Genomic DNA, 20,916 nt, shown 5'->3' on the forward strand with positions numbered 1-20,916 from the left:
CTCCAACAGTGTTTTTGTACTGTATTGAATAGAATTCATTGTCGTCAATGAATTTCATGCGCCGTGGTACAAAAATCTGAAGATGAGGCCAAGCCACCCCCGCGCCCTCGCGGGCGGCCACGCAGCTTCGACACCGAGGCCACGCTCGCGCAGGCCACGCTGGCGTTCTGGCAGCGCGGCTATGCAGCGACGTCGTTGGATGACCTGAGCCATGCCACGGGCCTGAACCGGCCCAGCCTGTATGGCGCCTTCGGGGACAAGCACGCCCTCTATCTGCTGGCGCTGCGCCTGTATACCGAGCAATCCAATGCCGCCATCGCCGCGGCGTTGGCGGACCGTTCGCTACGCGATGGCCTGCTGCGCGTCTACGAGTTGGCGCTGCAGCTCTACTACCCGCCCGACGAGGCCGCGCGGGGTTGCCTGCTGATTGGCACGGCGGCCACCGAGGCGCCGCGGGACGAAGCCATTCGCCAGCAGCTCGGCGATTCGCTGCGCGGTTTCAACACCGCTTTCGAGGCGCGGCTGCAGCGGGCAGTCAACGAGGGCGAGCTGCCGCGCGGCACCGATGTCGCGATGCGCGCCCAGCTCGCATCGGCGGTGCTGCATTCGATGGCACTGCGCGCCCGCGCTGGCGATGCGCGCGAGGAACTGGCCGCCTTCGCGGCCGCGAGCCTGGACTTCGTCTGCCGCTGACGCGTCAGTGATCCATTTCGCGTTTGCGGCACCCGGAATTTGCGGGCCGAGCGCTGGGCCGCTCCCGAGCCAGCCCGCCTAGGGCGATGTGCTTGCCGGTCAATCCGGCAAGTATCGCCGTCCCCTGGGGGGACCGACTGGACTCGCCGGCGTTCAGCAAGGAGAGGCTGGGCGAGGGGCCCCGTCTCAGTCGCCAGGGAAGACGCGCTCGACGACGACGTCGATGACCATGCCGCACAGGCTGTAGATCAGCGAGCCGATCAGCGCGGCGGCAAAGCCCGTCACGGCCAGGCCATCCAGCACCGTGGCGGCCATCCAGAACATCAGCGCGTTGATGATGAAGAGGAAGAGGCCCAGGCTGAGCACCGTCACCGGCAGCGTCAACAGCACGAGGATGGGCCGCAGCAGCGTGTTCAGCAAGCCCAGTACGAAGGCCGCAATCAATGCAGACGTGAAGCTCTTGACGATGACGCCGGGGTAGAGGTGAGCCACCAGCAGCAGGGCGCCAGCGAGCAGCAGCCAACGAACGAGGATCTTGGTCATGGCCGCGAGCATATCGGGCCACCGCCAGAGCGGTGTCGCATGACTGCAGCATCGCGACGCCGCATCAAATAGGAATCGTTCGCATTCGTGTTAAGATTTTTTCATCGAACACGGTCCTGTCTCGCTCGTGAAGCCCGCCCTCGCCTTTGTTGCCTCCAATTCGGCCCTTCCCGCGCCGGTCGYCGTCCCATCGCGACCGGCGGTGGTGCTGCCGTTGCGAGTGCCGGAACCGCGGCTCAGCTTTGCCGAGATGGGGCGCCCGTCGCGCAGCCGGCGCCTGTTGCTGGTGGGCATCGCGGCGCTGCATCTGCTGGGGCTGTGGGGCCTGAGCCAGGTGCAGGATGTGCACCGCACGGTGGCACGCCTGGCACCCGTCGTCGTGCGCCTGGTGGCACCGGCCGAACCGCCCAAGCCATTGCCACCGCCCCCAGTCGCGATGCCGGAGCTGAAGGCGCCGGCGCTGACGATGGTGGACCCGCCGTTGATCGCCGTCGCCGCCGCACCCGCACCCTCTCCTGTAGTCGCGGCCCTGCCGCCACCGCCGCCGGCGGTCATTCCGGTGCAGACGGCGCCAACGCCCGTCATTCCAATCACACCCCCACCGGCCCCCCAGATCAAGCAGATCCCCGCCAGTGCGGTGCGCTATCTGAAGGAGCCGCGCATGACGGTGCCGCTGATGTCCAAGCGGCTGCACGAGTCCGGCGTCGTGCACCTGCGCGTCATCGTCGACGTGCGCGGCCAGCCGCGTGAGATCACCCTGGCGAAGTCCTCGGGCTTCGCCCGCCTGGACGAGCAGGCGCTGCAGGACATGCGCAGTGCCCGCTTCGTGCCATACACCGAGAACGGGCAGCCCGTCGAGTGGGAGGTCATCGCGCCGATGTCCTACGAAGTCGACCGCTGACCCCACCTCCTTTCCCTGAGTAGCCATGCCGTGGGCGGCGCCTTGCGCCGCCGTGGGCAAAGCCATGCCCATTCAACACGATCCCTCGGAGAAATCCATGTCCCGCAAGAACAAATCGAACAAGTCGAAGACGCAGGCGCTGCTACCCCTGGGCGCGCTGGCCGCCGGCTTCGGCCTGGCCACGGCCACCCTGGCCCAGACCGCGCCCACACAGAAAGCGCCCGCCAAGGAAGAAAGCGTGCTGCCCACCGTGCGCGCCAAAGCCACTGCCGAGCCGCAAGGCAAGGACGGCTACCAGGCCACCGAGACGCGCATCGGCAAGGGCAAGCAGGACATCCGCGACATCCCGCAGTCCCTGACCATCGTCACCGAGAAGCTCATCGACGACCGCAACCTCGACAACGTCAAGGAAGTGCTGAAGAACACCGCCGGCATCACCTTCCAGGCGGCCGAAGGCGGCGAGGAAGACATCAAGATCCACGGCATCTCGCTGCAGAGCACCGGTGACATCTTCATCGACGGCATGCGCGACCCGGCCTTCTACGACCGCGACACCTTCTTCCTCGACAAGGTCGAGCTGCTGCGCGGCTCCGGTGCGCTGATGTTCGGCCGCGGCTCCAGCGGCGGCGCGGTCAACCAGGTCACCAAGCAGGCTGTGCTGGCCGACCAGAACGAGATCAACGTCGGCGCCTACAGCCACGGCGGCCTGCGCGTCACCGGCGACTTCAACAAGCGCAGCGGCGAGACGACGGCCTGGCGCATCGGCACCATGGTCAACCGCGCCGACAACGACGGCTCGGGCAACATGATCAACAAGGCCGGGCTGGCCGGCTCGGTGCGCACGGGCATTGGCGAAGACGACGAGTTCGCCCTCACGCTGTACGCCCTGGACAACAACAACGGCATGAACTACGGCATGCCGTGGATCAAGCCCACGCCGACCGCTCCGAGCAGCGCCACGACGCTGCTGCCGCTGGCACCAACCGCCTACTTCGGGCTGGCCAGCGACCGCAACAAGGGCACGGCCAACTACGTGATGGGCTCGCACACGCACCGCTTCAGCCCCAACGTCGAGCTGGTCACCAAGGCCCGCTATGCGTCCTACACGCGTGACCAGCGCGCCGGCACGGTGCGCTTCGCGGCTGCAGCCCTGCAGCCGGGCGGCATTGCCGCGTCACTGGCGACCTTCGGCCCCAACACCGTGCTGGCCCGCGGCACCCAGCTGAAGATCCAGGATCTGCAGACCATCACCGTGCAGAGCGACCTGAGCGCCAGGTTCAAGGCCGCCGGCATGGAGCACCATGTCATGACCGGCGTGGACTTCGCCCAGGAGAAGAAGCAGGTCTACAACGACAGCCCCGGCTTGACGGCAGCTCAGCGTGCGGCCTTCTACGCGGCGCTGGGCCTCACCAAGCCCAGCACGCTGGCCGGCACGCCCGACGATGGTGCCGGCATCGACGAGTCGCGCCGCCAACCTCTGAAGGCGAGCGAGTACACCTCCCGCTCTGCCGGCGCCTACGTGCAGGACATGGTGTCACTCACGCCGCACTGGAAGCTGCTCGCCGGCCTGCGCTACGACAAGCTCAAGGGCGACTACGACAACTTCAACTACAGCTACAACGCCACCGGCACGCCGGGCTACGACAAGATCGCTCGCTCAACGACCGACAGCTACCGGATGAACGTATCGGAGTGGAGCAAGCGCGCCGCCGTGCTGTTCCAGCCGAATGCCCAGCTGTCCTTCCACCTGATGGGCGCGACGTCCTTCAACACCTCGGGCGACACCTACTCGCTGAGCGCCACCAACGCCAACATCCCGCCCGAGAAGTCGGTGAACATCGAGCTGGGCGGCCAGTACGACAGCGCCGACGGCAGGCTGACGACGCGTTTCGGCATCTTCCGCGCCACCAAGCTGCACGAGCGCAATACCGACCCGCTGAGCAATCTGGTCGTGCTGTCCGGCAAGCGCCACGCCCAGGGCATCGACGTCGACATCACCGGCCGCATCACGCCGGAATGGGAAGTCTTCGGCACCTTCACCTGGATGCCGACGGCCATCATCGACGTCGGTGCCGAAGGCGCGGAAGGCGAGGGCACGCGCCCGTCGCTGACGCCGCGCTACTCCGGCAGCTTGTGGACGACCTACAAGATCACGCCGCAATGGCGCGTTGGCGGCGGCTTCAACGCTCGCAGCGGCCAGCAGCCCAACCGCAACCCCGGCTTCTACGCGCCCAAGTTCATCATCGGCAACCTGATGGCCGAATACACCGTCGTCGAGGACGCGCTGCTGTTCCGCCTCAACGTCGACAATGTGACCAACAAGCGCTACGCCGACACCCTCTACACGGGCCACTACATCCCGGGCAAGGGCCGCGTCGTCGCGCTGACGGGCACCTACAAGTTCTAACCTCCTCCCAAAAGGCCCGCGCCACGCCATGCTGCTGAAGATCCCCCAGATCCTCGACGCTGCCGGCGTGGCCCGGGCCCGCGAACTGCTGGCCATCGCTCCGTGGGCCGATGGCCGCAGCACTGCCGGCCGCCAGGCCGCGCAGGTCAAGAACAACGAACAGCTGCAGCCCCTGAGCGAGAAAGATCGCGAACAGCACCGCGAGCTGCAGACGCTGGTGTTGCAGGCGCTGGAGAAGCACCCGGTGTTCTTCTCCGCCACGCTCCCGAAGCGCGTGCTGCCGCCGCTGTTCAACCGCTATGCCGGTGCCAGCAATGCTTACGGCAGCCATGTCGACCAGGCCGTGCGCTATCTGCCCGGTGGGGTGCAGCGCGTGCGCACCGACATCTCCTGCACCCTGTTCCTCAGCGCACCGGCCGACTACGACGGTGGTGAGCTCGTCATCGAACACGCCTTCGGCGAGCAGCGCGTCAAGCTCGCCGAAGGCGACCTCGTCGTCTATCCCGGCAGCAGCGTGCACCGCGTCGAGCCCGTCACGCGCGGCGAGCGGCTGGCCAGCTTCTTCTGGATCGAGAGCATGGTGCGTGGCGACGAACAGCGCCGCCTGCTCTATGAGATGGACATGAGCCTGATGAAGCTGCGCGGCGAGCTGGGCGAAACGCCCGAACTGGTGCAGCTCACCGGCACGTATCACAACCTCTTGCGGATGTGGGCCGACACGTGACTGCGCCTCGCATCGAGTCGTTGCCGGACGGCCTCGCCAACCTGGCAGATTTCGAATCGCACGCCCAGACCCGCGTCGATGCCAAGGCCTGGGCCTATCTGAACGGCGGCGCGGCCGACGAGATCACGCTGCGCGCCAACCGCGCGGCCTGGGACGCCATCAAGCTGCAGCCCCGCGTGCTGCGCGACCTCTCCGGCGGCCACACGCGCGTGACGCTGCTCGGCCGCGAGCTGCGCCACCCCATCCTGCTGGCGCCCATCGCCTACCAGCGCCTTTTTCATGCCGACGGCGAGCTGGCCATCGCCCACGCCGCCGCCGCCCAGCAGGCCGGCCTCATCCTCAGCGCCCAGGCCAGCATGACGATGGAAGAGGTCGCCGCACCGATGCTGGCCGACCCGAGTGCCGGCCCGCTGTGGTTCCAGCTCTACTGGCGTGACGACCGCGACTTCATGCGTGCGCTGCTCCAGCGCATCGAAGCCACCGGCTACCAGGCCCTGGTGCTCACCGTTGATGCACCCGTGCACGGCGCGCGCGACCGTGAGCGCCGCATCGGCTTCAAGCTGCCCGATGACATCCGCGCGGTGAACCTCGGCGGCGTCAAGAAGCCGCTGAACCTGCAGCCCGGCCAGAGCGCGCTCTTCGACGGCCTGATGCCGCGCGCCGCCACCTGGCGTGAGATCGACTGGCTGCGCGCCGAGAGCCGGCTGCCGCTGCTGCTCAAGGGCGTCACGCACACCGACGATGCGCGTGAAGCCCTGGCCCGCGGCGTGACCGGCTTCATCGTCTCCAACCACGGCGGCCGCACGCTGGACACGCTGCCGCCCACCGCCGAACTGCTGCCACCGCTGCGGGCCGCCCTCGGGCCCGACGTGCCGCTGCTCGTCGACGGCGGCATCCGCCGCGGCACCGATGTGCTCAAGGCCATGGCCCTGGGTGCCAACGCCGTGCTGCTCGGCCGCCCCTACGTTCATGCCCTCGCCGCCAGCGGTGCGCTGGGCGTGGCGCATGCGCTGCGCCTGCTGCGCGACGAACTCGAGATCGCCATGGCGCTCTCCGGCTGCAAGACTCTCGCCGACGCCGGCCCGGCGCTGCTCTGGCCAGGCAACTCCCGTTGAAAGGCTCACCATGAAATTCCTCGCCTCCCTTCTCCTCGCTTTCACCGCCTCCGCCGCCTTCGCTCACGGCAACGTCTCCTGCCCCGCCGTGCCCAAGGAAGAGAAGAAGCCGCAGATGGAACTCCAGAAAAAACTCGAAGGCGAAGGCTGGAAGGTCCGCAAGGTCCAGAACTACAACGGCTGCTACGAGGTTTACGGCTTCGATGGCGCCGGCAAGAAGGCCGAGGCCTTCTTCAATCCCAAGACCTTCGAGCGCGTCTATCCGGAAGGCGAGCAGCCCGCCGAGAAGAAGTAGATCAGCATGCGCGTGCGCGTCTGGGACGGCCTTGTGCGCCTGCTGCACTGGACGCTGGCGGCCGCCGTCGCGACCGCGTGGATCAGCGGGCACTGGCCGCCCAGCCACTTCGACGCCTGGCACCACACTGCCGGCTATGTCGCGGGCGCGGCCGTGATGCTGCGGCTGGCCTGGGGCTTCGTTGGCCACGGCTATGCGCGCCTCGCCCAGTTCGTGCGCCGGCCGCGCACGGTGCTGGCCTATGCCCGCGCGATGCGCGCCGGGCGCGAGCGGCGCTACGTCGGCCATAACCCGCTGGGCGGATGGATGGTGCTGGCGCTGTGGTCCACGGCCGCCTTGCTGACGCTCAGTGGCTGGCTCTACACGACCGACTGGCTGTGGGGCTACGAATGGCTGTCGGACCTGCACGCGATGCTCGCCTGGCTCGTCGCGACCCTCGTGATCGGCCATCTCGGCGGCGTCCTTTTGACGAGTTGGCGGCATCGCGAGAACCTCGTCAGCGCCATGTTCAGCGGCATGAAGCGCGCGCCCGGCAGCGACGACATCGCCTGACTGCAAGGCCCGTGAAGGCCCAAGTGATGCGGCCTAGCGACAAGCAGGGCCTCAAAGGCCCGATTTCATGGGCCTTTGCGGGTCATCCCCTCTATGAAAGCCTTCTCTTCCCCTAGGGAGCGCAGTACCATCGCCGCCGCAGGGTGCTAGAGAGTATTGAAGGCTTACGCGGCCTTCACCCGGACCCGGCACATCAACAACCTTTGATGGAGTGAATCGACATGGCAACTGCGAAGAAGGCCGCGCCCGCGAAGAAGGCGGCGGCACCGGCTAAGAAGGCCGCACCGGCGAAGAAGGCAGCAGCGCCCGCAAAGGCGCCTGCAGCAAAGAAGGCAGCTCCGGCCAAAAAAGCCGCGGCACCTGCGAAGAAGGCAGCTCCGGCCAAAAAAGCCGCAGCACCCGCCAAGAAGCGCACGCCCAACGCCGCCTTCATGAAGGCCCTCACCCCCAGCGCCGCTCTTGCGGCCATCGTCGGCGCAGCTCCCCTGCCGCGCACCGATGTGACCAAGAAGGTCTGGGAATACATCAAGAAGAACAAGCTGCAGGATGAGCTGCAGAAGCGTGTCATCAACGCCGACGCCAAGCTGAAGGAAATCTTCGGCAAGGCCAAGGCCGACATGTTCGAGATGACCAAGCTGATCAACAGCCACCTGAAGTGAAGCGGCGCCGCGCAAGCGGCCTCGTCAACACAAGCCCGGTTCTGCCGGGCTTTTTTTCGTCCATATCAGCCGACCGTGGCACAGCGGGTTCACTGCTATTACAGCGGCGGGCCGACCCTAGCCCAGCAGCTTGTGCAAGCCGGCCTGAAGGATCGGCACGTCGATGGGTTTGAGCCAGTAGTCGTCGAAGCCCGCCGCGCGGGCGGCGCGTACGAGGGCACCCGGGTTGTCGGCCGAGAGCGCAACCCAGCGCGCGCTCAAAGCTGTGGCCAGGCTGGCGTCCGCGGCCACGCGTTCGCGCAACTCCAGGCCGGTCATGTCGGGCAGGTTCATGTCGACCAACACCAGCGCCGGCTGGCATTCGGCCAGGGCCGCCAGGGCCTCGGCGCCTGTCTCGACCATGCGCAGCTCCCAGCCCTGCAGCAGCCGGAACACCTCCTCCATCAGGATCAGGTGGATGCGGTCGTCTTCGACGTAGAGCACCAGCGGCGCGGCGCGATCGGGCATGGAGGGTTCGGGGGGACTGCGGGAGGCGGTCGGCACGATAGCAGCAATGGCGGGCCGGACCAGCAAGCGATGACGGGCAATCGTTTTCAGCCTTTTGCGTGATTTATCTCACCCGATGGCCACCCCCTCTTTGCGGGTCTTCAACGCGGATAAACCCTAGCCTTCCCTAATACTAGGGACATGCGCCCTGGTTCGGGCGCTTCCCTTTTGCGGGCCTTCCGATGTCCTTGATCGCCACCCTCGCCCTCGCCGTTTCCGCCGGCTCCACGCTGCCCCAGTGCAGTTGGGACCGCCCCGGCGCCAATCCATTCATGGGCGACGTGGTCGCGGCCGTCGATCGCTACCAGGACATCCCCACCGCGACGCGCGAGAAGCTCAAGGCCCGCATGAAGGCGCGCAGCTATGACGACATTGCCGTCATCGGGCGCGATGCCATCACAGGCAAGGCGAGCTACGCACCCGAGATTCGCGACATGCATTTCGGCCCCGGCGCCGTCTGCCGCACGGTGACGCGCAGCAAGTGGACGGCGACGACGCAGGAGCGCGGCCTCGTTTATTGCGAGGACGGCCAGTGCATCCTGGTACCCACCGTCTGCCGCAACGTCAGCCGCATCCGCCGCCTGGACAAGCCCAGCGCCGTGGCACCGGCCCACGCCAGCAACGTCGCCTCGTCGACTCGTGAGGGCGAAGAAACCGCGCCACTGGAATTCGAGGCCCCGGGCGCCGGCCCCGCAGCCGCAGCGCCGGACAGCTTTGCCACCGCATCCGGCGTGTCAGCGCTGTCGAGTTCGCCCGCTCAGGGCGGCAGCCTGCTGGCTGGCGGCGGCGCCAGCGGCCCTGCCAACGCCGGCGGTGGTGGGGCTCCCGGCCTCGTCAACCTCGGCATGCCCGCCCTGCCGCCCGGCACGATTCGCCCGGCCGACGGCCCCATTGATCTGCCCCACACGCCGGCCGTGCCCGAACCCGGCACCTGGGCCATGATTGCCCTGGGCCTGCTCGTCATCATCTTCCGCGCGCGCCAAAGGCGCCGTTGATCAGCGCCTGAGCAGCGGCGCCAGATAGCGCCCGGTGTGGCTGGCCTCACAGGCCGCCACGTCCTCGGGCGTGCCCGCCACCAGGAGCGTGCCGCCGCCGGCGCCGCCTTCCGGCCCCATGTCGATGAGCCAGTCGGCCGTCTTGATGACGTCCAGGTTGTGCTCGATGACGACGATGGTGTTGCCCGCGTCGCGCAGCTGGTGCAGCACCTTCATCAGCAGCGCGATGTCGGCGAAGTGCAGGCCGGTGGTCGGCTCGTCCAGGATGTAGAGAGTGCGCCCCGTGTCGCGCTTGGAGAGCTCCAGCGCCAGCTTGACGCGCTGGGCCTCGCCACCGGACAGCGTCGTCGCACTCTGGCCCAGCTTCACATAGCCCAGGCCCACGTCCAGCAGCGTCTGCAGCTTGCGCGCCAGCGCCGGCACGGCGTTGAACAGCTCGTAGGCGTCCTCCACCGTCATGTTCAGCACCTGGGTGATGTTCTTGCCCTTATAGAGCACCTCCAGCGTCTCGCGGTTGTAGCGCCGGCCCTGGCAGACGTCGCAGGGCACGTAGACGTCGGGCAGGAAGTGCATCTCCACCTTCAGCACGCCGTCACCCTGGCAGGCCTCGCAGCGGCCGCCGGCGACGTTGAAGCTGAAGCGCCCGGGACCGTAGCCGCGTTCGCGCGCCGTGTTCATCTCGGCAAACAGCTCGCGGATGGGCGTGAACAAGCCCGTGTAGGTGGCCGGGTTGGAGCGCGGCGTGCGGCCGATGGGTGACTGGTCGACGTTGATGACCTTGTCAAAGGCGTCCAGGCCCTCGATCTCGTCATAGGGCGCCGGGTCGGCGTGGCTGCTGTAGAGTTTCTTGGCGACGGCCGCGTACAGCGTGTCGTTGACCAGCGTGCTCTTGCCTGAACCCGACACACCGGTCACACAGGTGAACAGGCCCACCGGGATCTCGACCGTCACGCCCTTGAGGTTGTTGCCACGCGCATTGACGATGCGCAACCGGGACTCCTGCACGGGCTTGTGCCGCTCGGCGGGCACCTCGATGCGTGCCACGCCGCTGAGGTACTGGCCCGTCAAGGAATTCGGGTTGGCCGCCACCTGATCAGGCGTGCCCTGGGCCATGACCTGGCCGCCATGCACGCCGGCGCCGGGGCCGAGGTCCAACACCCAGTCGGCGGCGCGGATGGCGTCCTCGTCGTGCTCCACCACCAGCACCGAGTTGCCCAGGTCGCGCAGCCGCCGCAGCGTCGCGATCAACCGGTCGTTGTCGCGCTGGTGCAGGCCGATGCTGGGCTCGTCCAGCACATACATGACGCCCGTCAGGCCCGAGCCGATCTGGCTGGCCAGGCGGATGCGCTGGGCCTCGCCGCCGGACAGCGTCTCGGCGCTGCGGTCCAGGCTCAGGTAGTTCAGGCCGACGTCGTTGAGGAAACGCAGCCGCGACGCGATCTCGCGAATGACCTTGTCGCCGATCTCGGCCTTGTTGCCCTTGAGCTTGAGCGTCTCGAAATAGTCCAGGCACTCGCGCAGCGTCGAATGCTCGACCTCGAAGATTGGCCGGCCCTTGACGCCCGGCGGCGCGTCGGCCGGCTGCAGCACGACGTGGCGGGCCTCGCGGCGCAGGCGCGAGCCCTCGCAGGCCGTGCAGGGCTTGGCGGCCATGTAGCGGGCCAGGTCCTCGCGCACGGCGGCTGAATCGGTCTCCTTGTAGCGCCGCTGCAGGTTGGGCAGGATGCCCTCGAAGGGATGCTGGCGCTTGACCGAGCGCTTCTTGCCCGCGGCCGTCTCGGCCTGGTAGACGAAGCTGATGTCCTCGGTACCCGAGCCGCGCAGCAGCACCTCCTGGGCAGTGGGCGGCAGGCTGTCCCACGGCGCCTCGACGTCGAACTTGTAGTGCGCCGCCACCGACTCCAGCAGCGAGAAGGTGTAGGGGTTGCGCCGGTCCCAGCCCTTCACCGCGCCACTGGCCAGCGACAGCGTCGGGAAGGCGACGACCCGGTCGGCGTCGAAGACGGTGACCTGGCCCAGGCCCTCGCAGCTCGGGCAGGCGCCCACCGGCGAGTTGAAGGAGAACAGCCGCGGCTCCAGCTCCGGCAGCGAATAGGAACAAACCGGGCAGGCGAACTTGCTGGAGAACAGTGTCGTCTGCTCGCTGTCCATGTTCATCACCAGGGCCCGCCCGTCGGCCAGGCGCAGCGCCGCCTCGAAGCTCTCGGCCAGGCGCTGGCGCAGCGAATCCGCCGCGTCATGGCGCAGCTTGATGCGGTCGATGACGACGTCGATGTCGTGCTTCTCGGCCTTCTTCAGCGCCGGGATGTCGGGCGCCTCCACCGTGGCGCCGTCGACGCGAAAGCGCACATAACCCTGGGCCTGCAGGTCGGCGAACAGCTCGACGAACTCGCCCTTGCGGTCGCGCACCACCGGCGCCAGCAGCATCAGCTTGGCCTCGTCCGGCATGGCCAGCACGGCGTCCACCATCTGGCTGACCGACTGCGCCTCCAGCGGCAGGTCGTGGTCGGGGCAGAAGGGCGTGCCGGCGCGGGCATAGAGCAGGCGCAGATAGTCGTGGATCTCGGTGACCGTGCCGACGGTCGAGCGCGGGTTGTGCGACGTTGCCTTCTGTTCGATGGAGATCGCGGGGGACAGGCCCTCGATGATGTCCACGTCGGGCTTGTCCATCAGCTGCAGGAACTGCCGCGCGTAGCTGGACAGGCTCTCCACATAACGCCGCTGGCCCTCGGCATACAGCGTGTCGAAGGCGAGCGACGACTTGCCCGACCCGGACAGCCCCGTGATGACCACCAGCGCATGGCGCGGCAGGTCGACGTCGATGTTCTTCAGGTTGTGCGTGCGCGCACCGCGCACGCGGATGAATCGGGATTCAGGAGGCGCGGGCAAATCCGGGAGGGCCATGGCAGTTTTCACAAGCGAACCGGACATGATAGGCCGCCACAATCTGGCGCGTCCAAACCACGCTACCGCACATGAAGTACCGCCTCGCCGCTGCCCTGCTTGCAGCCGCCACCGCGCTGAGCGCCAGCACGGGCGTCAGTGCCGCAGAGCCGCCGTCCGCCGCCGCCTTCTTCAAACGCGCGGCGGTGCGCGCGCCCAAGCTCAGCCCCAGCGGCCGCTTTCTCGCCATCCAGGCCGCCGGCAAGGGTGACCGCATCTGGCTGGCCGTGCTGGACCTGCAGACCATGCAGCCGCCCAAATTCATCGCCGGCTTCAATGACGCTGACATCTCGACCCACCATTGGATCAGCGAGGACAGGCTGGTGTTCGACGTGTCCGACTCTCCGGACGGCACCACGCGCGTCAACGGCCAGGGCCTGTGGGCGGTCGACCGGGAAGGCGCCAACCTCCGCCAGCTGATCAAGACCGACAAGCCCTTCGTCACCACGGCGACGCTGATCAACGATCGGCGGCTGGACTTCAACTGGGTGCTGCACAGCGTGCCGCCGGGGCTGGACGGCGGCGAGGTCATCGTCCTGCGCCGGCCTTGGTCGAACGAACGCGAGGCCACGGGCGTGCAACTGGCGCGGCTGGACACCCGCACCGGGCTCACGCGCACGCTCAGCGCGGGCATGCCCGACCACACCAGGAATTGGCTGCTCGACTGGCGCGGCGAACCCCGCGTCATCGACACCGAGCACCAGGGCCGCAGCCAGCTGTTCAGCCGCGACGATGCGGGCCGCTGGCAGCCCTGGTACGACGACGACCCCCACGCGCGCAAGCACCCGTGGCCGATCTGGGCCGGGCCGGACGGCCTGATGCTGGGCGAACGCGGCTACGGCGGCTATGACGCCGTCTTCCGCGTCGACCCCAAGACCGGCAACGCGGACGGGGAACCGCTGATCTCCACGCCCGGCTACGACTTCGAAGGCCGCCTCGTCACCGAGCCCGGTACCGGCCGGCTGCTGGGCGTGCGCTTTGAAACCGACGCGCCCGGCACCGTGTGGCTGGACAAGACGATGAAGGCCGCCCAAGCCGACATCGACGCTCGCCTGCCTGGCAGCGTCAACCTGATCGAATGCCTGCGCTGCGTGCAAGCCAGCCACTTCATCGTCACCTCGCTGTCCGACGTGCGCCCGCCGCTGTACTACCTGTACGAGACGGCCGAGAAGCAGCTGCAGTCGCTGGCCGGCACCCGCACCGACCTGCCGGCCGCCGCCATGGGACAGCGCGACTACCACCGCATCAAGGCCCGCGACGGCCTGGAGCTGCCGGTGCTGGTCACGCAGCCGGCCGGCGGCGTCAAGGGCGCCACGCCTACCGTCGTGCTGGTGCATGGCGGGCCTTATGTCCGCGGCACCCACTGGTCATGGTCACCCTATGCCCAGTTCCTCGCCAGCCGCGGCTACCTCGTGCTGGAACCGGAATTCCGCGGCAGCACCGGCTACGGCTTCAAGCACTTCAAGGCCGGCTGGAAGCAATGGGGCCTGGCCATGCAGGACGACCTCGCCGACACCCTGGCCTGGGCCGTGAAACAGGGCTGGGCCGACCCCAAGCGCGCCTGCATCATGGGCGCCAGCTATGGCGGCTACGCCGCCATGATGGCCGCCGTCACGCAGCAGGACCTGTTCAAGTGCGCCGTCAACTGGGTGGGCGTGACCGACATCGGCCTGCTGAGCAGCATCAGCTGGAGCGACATGTCCGACGAGTGGAAGGATTACGGCATGAAGCGCCTCGTGGCCGACCCGGACAGCGACGCCGAGCAGATGCGCAAGACCTCGCCGCTGGCGCGCGCCAGCGAGATCCGCAWGCCGCTGCTGATGGCCTACGGCGGCGAGGACCGGCGCGTGCCGCTGAAGCACGGCACCGAGATGAAGGCCGCGCTGCGCGCCGACCAGCCGCTGGAATGGGTGGTCTACCCCGACGAAGGCCACGGCTGGTTCAACCTGAAGACCAACGAAGACTTCTGGGGGCGCGTCGAGCGCTTCCTGGCCAAGAACCTGGCGGCGAAGAACTAGCGGTTTGTCGCGGCCGCATGCAGCTCGCGGCCCGCGTCTGGCGATTCATCGCAGCGCCATGGCGGCGCCCGTGTCCAGTGACGAAACTGCTTCCATCGACACAGCAAACCCGCTGAACGAAACCCCAAGGAAGCATCATGAAAGCCACCGTCCTGATCCAAGCCGCCGCCGTCGCCGCCTTCGTGTTCACCGCCTTCGCCGCCAGCGCCGCCCCCCAAGAAGTCACCAAGCTGCCCCGCGTCGTCATCACCGGCAAGGCCACGCAGGAAGTCGCCCAACTGCCGCGCGTCGTCATCACCGGCTACGCCGTGCGTGAAGTCGCCCAGCTGCCGCGCGTGACCATCACCGGACACCGCGTCTGAGTCCCACATGAGGATTCAAATGACCCAGGAACACCGAGCCGAGTCGCCGGTGCAGCAGGCCGGCGGCCCAGGCTGTGCCGACGACTCGGCTTGGCGTGAAAAAATCACGCGTCTGTGAAAGACAATCCAGGCTTCTGATTGGAGCCTGCTTGTGAAAGAAGAGCTGCGCAAACGCCGGTCCTGGCTGGATGGCTTCATGGCTTATCCAGCACCGGCCGGCCTGAGCGAAACCGCACTGCGCGAGAACATCATCCTGCTCGACCAGGCGCTCTACACGCTGTGGGGCCTGGGCGACAACCTGATCTACGCCTGGACACCCGAGCCGCGCGGCCTGCGCGTGCTGGTCGCGCCGCACCAGATGCTGACCGAGTACACGCTGGGTGACGGCACCTCGCCGCTGACCGAGGTGACGCGGCGCACGCGGCTGCTGGACAACCTGCTGTCCAACCAGGAGCACCTCGAAAAGCAGGCCTTCGACAGCGTGGCCGCCGCGCTGAGTGTGGTGCCCAAGCTCATCGAGCTGCCCTTCAACCCCGAGCGGGGCCTGGGCCTGCCGCTGATCGCGGCCATCGCGGCGCGCTACGGCATCCGCCTCGTCGAGGACCGCGCCGTCATCCTGTTCGACGCGGTCGGCTTCTCGCTGCTGACGCCGCTGCAGCAGGTGGTGCAGCTCAACAGCCTGTCCTGCTCGGTCAACGCGGCCTACGCCAAGTTGCTGGACCGCGAGATCAACATCAACTTCGCCCGCACAACGACCGGCGACGGTTTCTACATCTGGAACCGCATGCGTGGCGTCGAGGCCAATGTCGAGCTGTACCAGCTGATGCAGTTCATCCTCGCCGACAACGCGCTGGCGCTCGAGCGCGCGACGCGCCCCGAGTCGGTGCCCAAGCTGCGCGCGTGCTTTCACGTCGGCTCGCACTACGAGTTCTACCAATCCGAAGGCCTCAACCCCACGTCCTTCAGCTATTTGGTCGGCCAGGTCACGATCGAGCTCGCCCGCATGATCGAGCGCGCCGAACCGGGCCAGATCCTGGTCGGCAAATTCAACACGCTGATGCACGACGAGGTCAACGGCGAGGACGTGCACATCGACAGCCTGGACTTCGTCGAGCGCACGCGGGCGCCGCTGCGCAGCCTCAATGGCCTGAAGCTCGCCGGCTCCGAGGTCGACGAGATCGCCTGCTACCTGACCGGCCGGCGCGACTCGACCGGGCTTTGGGGCATCAGCGAATACCACATGGCCGACAAGCACGGCTTGATCCACCGCGTCTACAACGCCAAGATCAACATCCATCGCCGCAACGGCGAGCCCATCTACCTCGGCCTGCGCGAGGAAGACCTGCCTCCCGACGCGCCGCGCACCGTGGCGGACACGGATTTCGTGCCGCTGCAAGGTTGACGACGGTCAACAGGCGACAAGAGCTAGAGCAGAGCCCCCAGAACGGCCTGTTCATGCGGTCAGCCCCGAAGCGCAACGGCTAGGATGACCAGCGCCGTGACCGAGTCCTCCGCGCCCTTCGCTGCCCCCCCTGCGCCTGTCGGCCAGCGCCGACTGCTAACCCTGCTGTTCGCCGACCTCAGCGGCTCCACTGCCATGGCCGAGTGGATGGAGGCCGAGCACTATGCGGCCATGCTCGGGGGCTTGCGCGCGCTGTACGAGCGCATCGTGCCCCACCACGGCGGCGTCATCGCCCGCATCCAGGGCGATGGCATGCTGGCCGTCTTCGGCCACCCCGACGTGCGCGAGGACGACGGCCGCCGCGCCACCGAGGCCGCGCTGGAACTGCACGCCGCCGTGCGCGAGCTGCTGCCGCCCGGCCCCCGCCCCGCCGACTTCCCCGGCCTGGCCCTGCACAGCGGCATCCACGCCGGCATCGTCCTCGTCAACGACGGCGACCAGATGCGTGGCCGCTTCGAGCTGCTCGGCAACGCACCCAATATCGCGGCCCGGCTGTCAGAGGCCGCCAAGCGTGACGAGATCATCGCCAGCGAGGAGAGCCTGGGCCTGCAGAGCCAGTTCTTCGACACCGGCCCGCGCTTCTCGCTGCAGCTGAGGGGCCGCGCGACGCCGCTGGCCGCCTACCGTGTGTTCGGCCGCGCGCCGGTGGGCCGGCGCTTCGAGGCCAGCATGCGCCGCGGCCTGGCCCCCTTCGTCGGCCGCGGCGGCGAGCTGGCAACCCTGGAGGCCACGCTCGCGCGCGCGCTGCAGGGCGGCACGCTTTGGCTGGGCATCCGCGCCGGCGCGGGCGTGGGCAAGACCCGGCTCACCGAGGAATTCCTGCGCCACGCCCAGGACCAGGCCGTCCAGATCCACCGCGGCTATTGCGAGAGCTACCTCAGCGCCGAGCCGCTGCAGCCCTTTTTGCAGATGCTGCGCGCCATGGACATGCATGACGGCGGCCTGCACGACGCACCGCCCGAACTCTTCGCCGCCCAGCACAGCCAACCCGGCCAGCGCGCCGACGCCCTGCTGACCCTGCTGCTCGCGCTGGCGCGGCGCATGCCCCAGCTCGTCTTCATCGACGACCTGCAATGGGCCGACGACGCCTCACTGCGCCTGCTGCACCGGCTGCGCGCCGCTGCCGATCGTGAGCGCCTGCCGCTGCTGCTGCTGACCGCCAGCCGACCGCAGCCCGCCTTGCCGGGGGCCAACGACGGCGATGCCGACCTCATCGAGTTGCCGCCGCTGACCGAGACCGAGGCCGCTCGCGCCGTGCAGCAGCTGCTGCCGCAGATCGACCCCTTCATCGCCGCCGAGGTGCAGCGCCACGCCGGCGGCAATCCCCTCTTCATCGAGGAGCTCTGCCACGCCGCGGCCGACACGGGTGAAGGCCTGGTCGCCGGGCCGAGCAGCTCGGCCTGGCTGGCCGCCCTCGTCGAATCCCGCGTCGGCCGCCTGCCGCCCGAGCAGGCCCAGCTGGTGCGCGTGGCGGCCGTCATCGGCAATGTCATCCCGTCCTGGCTGCTGCAGGCGTTGTCCGGCTGCGGGGAGCAGCACCCCGCCGTGCAGGCTTTGGCGGCCCAGGACTTCATCTTCCCGGACCAACGCCCCGGTCATCTGCGCTTCAAGCACGGCATCACGCGCGACGTCGTCTACGAGGCCACCGGCCTGCACCAACGCCAGGCCCTGCACCGGCGCATCAGCGTCGAACTGGCAGAACACGGTGGCCAGGACCTGCACGAACAGCTGGCCTATCACGACGCCGCCGCCAACGACTGGCCCGCCGCCGCCCACCACGCCGAAGCGGCCGGTGACCAGGCCCTGGCCGCCTCGGCGCTGGACCGGGCCAAGAAGCAGTTCCGCGCCGCCCTGGCCGCGCTGGAGTTTCTTCCCGACGGTGCGGAGCGCCGGCGCCGCTGGGTTGGCATCGCCCAGCGCCTGGGCATGGCCTGCGTCTTCGACGCCTCCCAGGACGACCTGCGCGTGCTCCGGCATGCCGCCACCCTGGCCAAGGCCGAAGCCGAGCCCGGCCTCATCGCCCGCACCGAATACTGGCTTTCCTATGTCGGCTACGCCCTGGGTGAGACGCGCGACAGCCTGCGCCATGCGCGCGCCGCCGTCGAGACGGCCCAGGACTGCGGCGACCATGCGCTGCTCGCGCAGTTGCCCGGCACGGTCGGCCAGCTGCAGGCCGCCGCGGCCGACTACGCCAACGCCCTGCCCATGCTGGACCTGGCCATCGCCCGCCAGCGGGCGCGCGCCCGCAAGAGCGCGGTCAACCAGATCGGCCTGTCCTTCTCGCTGTGCTGCCGCGCCTATGTGCTGGCCGACCAGGGCCATTTCGACCAGGCCCACGAGATCTTTGCCGAGGCCCTGACGCCCTTCGATGGCAGCGGCCATGCCGTCGAGGCCAGCATCCAGGGCTGGCGCGCCGCCGTGCTGCTGTGGCAGGGCCGCTGGGCCGAGGCGCGCGAGGCCGCCCTCGTTGCCCACCGCGTCGGCGCCCAGGTGCGCAGCATGTTCACCTGCGCCATGGGCCACGCGGCCGGCGCGTATGGCGCCTGGATGCAGGAGGCCGACCCGACCGCGCGCCAGCACATCCTGGACGCCACCGCCTGGCTGGCGCCGCGCGGCGGCGGCCTGTACAGCAGCTTCCAGCACGGCTGGCTGGCCGACATCCTGGCCACCCAGGGCGACGCCGGCGCGGCCCGCCACCACGTCGCGCTGGCCCTCAAGCGCGGCCGCCAGCATGACTGGATTGGCGGCGCCATGGCCTACCGCGCCGCCGCCCGGCTGGCAGCGCGCATGGGGGACAGCGAGCGCGCCAAACGCTATCTCGGCCTGGCCCGCGGCGCTGGCGAGCAGCGCAACTCGGCGCATGAAGCCGCCGTCACGGCGCTGCTGGAAGCCGAGCTGCGGCTGGACGACCGCTGGCAGACCGCACGGGACCGCGCCGGGCGGGAGTTCGAGCGCCTGGGCATGAGCGGCTTCCTGGAGCGGGCCCTCCAGCTCTGAGCGCAGCAAAGTCGCACTCATCGGCTACGTGAAACCACGTATCCATAAAAACAGAACGCTGTTTCATAGTTGCCTCGCGATGCGCGGCGATGCCGCACCGACCTGACGTCGCCGCGCCCCAGCGCGCGGATCGACCGGTAGTGACCTGACGTCGGCACCGGTTTTCTTCTCCCTTGCCCCGACAGCCTTCGTGGCGGCCGCTCCTCGGCCCCGACGACGGCCCGCTGCGCGCATCCGGACGGAAACCGCGCGCCCACACAACGACCGGAGACAAACAAACCATGATCACGAAGAAGCTCACACCCCCGCCCCTGCCCGTCATCCGCACCGCCGGCACGGCCCTGTCGCTGCTGCTGGCCGCCTCGGCCGCCCACGCGGTGGACTGGCCCTCGGGCTATTCCAAATGCGCCGACGAAGGCGAGACCTGCAAGGTCGGCACCAGCACGCGTGCCGTGTCCTATGGCATCAAGGACAAATGGGTCATCAAGAACCTCAGCGGCAACATCGCCTGCACGACGGCCACCTTCGGCTCCGACCCCAACCCCGGCATCACAAAGAAATGCGCCATCGGCCCGGTGGCGTCGCCGGCGCCAACACCTGCTCCAACCCCCGCACCAACACCGGCGCCTACACCTGCTCCCACGCCGGCCCCTTCACCCGCTCCGACGCCAGCACCCGCTCCGGCCGGCAGCAGTGACGGCTATGCCGGCACCGTGACCGGAGGTGGAACCAAGACGGCGGTGACGGTCAGCACCGCCGCGGCGATGCAGGCCGCCCTCAATGCCTATGACGGCAGCTCCGGCCTGGTGCTGCGCTACACCGGCACGTTCGACTTCGGCGCCATCCCTGACGCCTGCACGCAGTGGCAAAAGCCCGCCGGCGCCATCGTCGAGATCAAGAACAAGAACAACGTGACCATCGAAGGCGCCAACGGCTCGGCCGCCAACTTCGGCCTGGCCATCAAGGCCGCGGCGCAGAACATCATCATCCGCAACATGACCATCGGCCTGCTGCCGGGCTCCATCGACGCCATCGGCATCGAAGGCCAGAGCGGCGGCATCCCGGGCTACATCTGGATCGACCACAACACCCTGTTCAGCAGCCTGAAGGAATGCAGCGGCGCCGGCGACCTGGAGTTCGACGGCCTCGTCGACAACAAGGCCGGCGCCCACCACATCACCTACTCGTACAACCACATCCATGACCACCACAAGGTCGGCCTGATCGGCTCCAGCGACAGCGACGCCAGCGACCGCTTCATCACCTTCCACCACAACTACTACAAGGATGTGGGCTCGCGCCTGCCGCTGCAGCGCGCCGGCTATACCCATCTGTACAACAACCTGTACAGCGGCCTGCTGACCTCGGGCGCCAACATCCGCATGGGCGGCTACTCGCTGATCGAGGGCAACTGGTTCGAGAACTCGCAGAACCCGGTGACCTCGCGCGACAGCCCGTCCATCGGCTACTGGCAGCTGCGCGGCAACAACATCACCAGCCCGGCCGACTTCGCAACCTATGGCATCACCTGGGTGGCCAGCGGCTCGTCACCGTCGCGCGATGCGACGGACTGGGCCAGCACCGCGACCTTCCCGCTCGGCATTCCCTACGGCTACACGCTGCAGGCGCCGTCGTGCGTGAAGCAGAAGCTGCCGGCGGCGGCGGGGGCGGGGACGGGGTTGGCGAAGGTCAGCTGCTGATGGC

General features: G+C 68.4%; 17 protein-coding genes. 14 read left to right on the forward strand and 3 right to left on the reverse strand.

All coding sequences use genetic code 11. The features are described 5' to 3' along the window. Positions 1–63 precede the first annotated feature (63 nt). Positions 64–693 (forward strand): TetR/AcrR family transcriptional regulator, encoded by a 630-nt coding sequence (locus ACXJKM_RS20745; RefSeq protein ID WP_457354865.1) that lies wholly within the window; start codon positions 64–66, stop codon positions 691–693. 186 nt (positions 694–879) lie between these two features. Here the strand turns inward: ACXJKM_RS20745 and ACXJKM_RS20750 are convergent, their stop codons facing one another. After that, the gene (locus ACXJKM_RS20750) at positions 880–1,236 is read right to left on the reverse strand and encodes a phage holin family protein (protein ID WP_235531772.1); all 357 of its coding nucleotides are present in this window, start codon (positions 1,234–1,236) and stop codon (positions 880–882) included. Between the two features lie 220 nt (positions 1,237–1,456). Here ACXJKM_RS20750 and ACXJKM_RS20755 point away from each other — a divergent pair, with 220 nt between their 5' ends. The 7 genes from ACXJKM_RS20755 to ACXJKM_RS20785 all read left to right on the forward strand — a co-directional run bounded on the left by ACXJKM_RS20755 (position 1,457) and on the right by ACXJKM_RS20785 (position 7,889). Next, a complete protein-coding gene (locus tag ACXJKM_RS20755) occupies positions 1,457–2,137 on the forward strand; it encodes an energy transducer TonB (RefSeq protein ID WP_457354910.1) in 681 nt (226 codons plus the stop codon). Positions 2,138–2,234: 97 nt separating this feature from the next. Then, on the forward strand, positions 2,235–4,544 hold the full coding sequence (locus tag ACXJKM_RS20760; RefSeq protein WP_056191423.1) for a TonB-dependent receptor: 2,310 nt from the start codon (positions 2,235–2,237) through the stop codon (positions 4,542–4,544). A gap of 28 nt (positions 4,545–4,572) precedes the next feature. Continuing rightward, positions 4,573–5,268: a Fe2+-dependent dioxygenase gene (locus tag ACXJKM_RS20765; protein ID WP_056191422.1), complete on the forward strand. Its 696-nt coding sequence runs from the start codon at positions 4,573–4,575 to the stop codon at positions 5,266–5,268. Then, positions 5,265–6,383, forward strand: coding sequence for an alpha-hydroxy acid oxidase (locus ACXJKM_RS20770; protein WP_056191420.1), 1,119 nt, complete (start codon positions 5,265–5,267; stop codon positions 6,381–6,383). The genes ACXJKM_RS20765 and ACXJKM_RS20770 overlap by 4 nt, the downstream gene beginning before the upstream one ends. A gap of 10 nt (positions 6,384–6,393) precedes the next feature. Next, the gene (locus tag ACXJKM_RS20775) at positions 6,394–6,678 is read left to right on the forward strand and encodes a PepSY domain-containing protein (RefSeq protein ID WP_056191418.1); all 285 of its coding nucleotides are present in this window, start codon (positions 6,394–6,396) and stop codon (positions 6,676–6,678) included. 6 nt (positions 6,679–6,684) lie between these two features. Next, on the forward strand, positions 6,685–7,230 hold the full coding sequence (locus ACXJKM_RS20780) for a cytochrome b/b6 domain-containing protein (RefSeq protein WP_457354867.1): 546 nt from the start codon (positions 6,685–6,687) through the stop codon (positions 7,228–7,230). A gap of 221 nt (positions 7,231–7,451) precedes the next feature. Continuing rightward, on the forward strand, positions 7,452–7,889 hold the full coding sequence (locus ACXJKM_RS20785) for an SWIB/MDM2 domain-containing protein (protein WP_056191416.1): 438 nt from the start codon (positions 7,452–7,454) through the stop codon (positions 7,887–7,889). 117 nt (positions 7,890–8,006) lie between these two features. On the opposite strand, the gene ACXJKM_RS20790 is transcribed toward ACXJKM_RS20785, so the two are convergent. Then, entirely contained in the window at positions 8,007–8,396 is a 390-nt protein-coding gene (locus tag ACXJKM_RS20790) for a response regulator (RefSeq protein ID WP_457354869.1), read from the reverse strand. A gap of 221 nt (positions 8,397–8,617) precedes the next feature. Here ACXJKM_RS20790 and ACXJKM_RS20795 point away from each other — a divergent pair, with 221 nt between their 5' ends. Continuing rightward, positions 8,618–9,430, forward strand: a complete 813-nt coding sequence (locus tag ACXJKM_RS20795) for an MHFG family PEP-CTERM protein (RefSeq protein WP_056191411.1) — start codon at positions 8,618–8,620, stop codon at positions 9,428–9,430. On the opposite strand, the gene uvrA is transcribed toward ACXJKM_RS20795, so the two are convergent. Further along, a complete protein-coding gene (gene uvrA / locus ACXJKM_RS20800) occupies positions 9,431–12,334 on the reverse strand; it encodes an excinuclease ABC subunit UvrA (protein WP_457354871.1) in 2,904 nt (967 codons plus the stop codon). A 71-nt stretch (positions 12,335–12,405) separates the two neighbouring features. On the opposite strand from uvrA, the gene ACXJKM_RS20805 reads away from it, so the two are divergent. From ACXJKM_RS20805 to ACXJKM_RS20825, 5 genes are all read left to right on the forward strand, one after another. Then, positions 12,406–14,391 (forward strand): alpha/beta hydrolase family protein, encoded by a 1,986-nt coding sequence (locus ACXJKM_RS20805; RefSeq protein ID WP_457354873.1) that lies wholly within the window; start codon positions 12,406–12,408, stop codon positions 14,389–14,391. 137 nt (positions 14,392–14,528) lie between these two features. Continuing rightward, positions 14,529–14,753 (forward strand): hypothetical protein, encoded by a 225-nt coding sequence (locus ACXJKM_RS20810; protein WP_056191405.1) that lies wholly within the window; start codon positions 14,529–14,531, stop codon positions 14,751–14,753. A gap of 151 nt (positions 14,754–14,904) precedes the next feature. After that, positions 14,905–16,155, forward strand: a complete 1,251-nt coding sequence (locus ACXJKM_RS20815; RefSeq protein WP_056191403.1) for a hypothetical protein — start codon at positions 14,905–14,907, stop codon at positions 16,153–16,155. 96 nt (positions 16,156–16,251) lie between these two features. Further along, positions 16,252–19,212 carry an ATP-binding protein gene (locus ACXJKM_RS20820; RefSeq protein WP_457354875.1) on the forward strand — a complete coding sequence of 987 codons (2,961 nt, stop codon included), beginning with the start codon at positions 16,252–16,254 and terminating at the stop codon, positions 19,210–19,212. 281 nt (positions 19,213–19,493) lie between these two features. Beyond that, complete coding sequence (locus tag ACXJKM_RS20825) at positions 19,494–20,912, forward strand: pectate lyase family protein (RefSeq protein WP_082532331.1); 1,419 nt, start codon at positions 19,494–19,496, stop codon at positions 20,910–20,912. Positions 20,913–20,916: the final 4 nt, after the last annotated feature.

It is taken from the genome of Roseateles sp. P5_D6 (genome assembly GCF_054049415.1).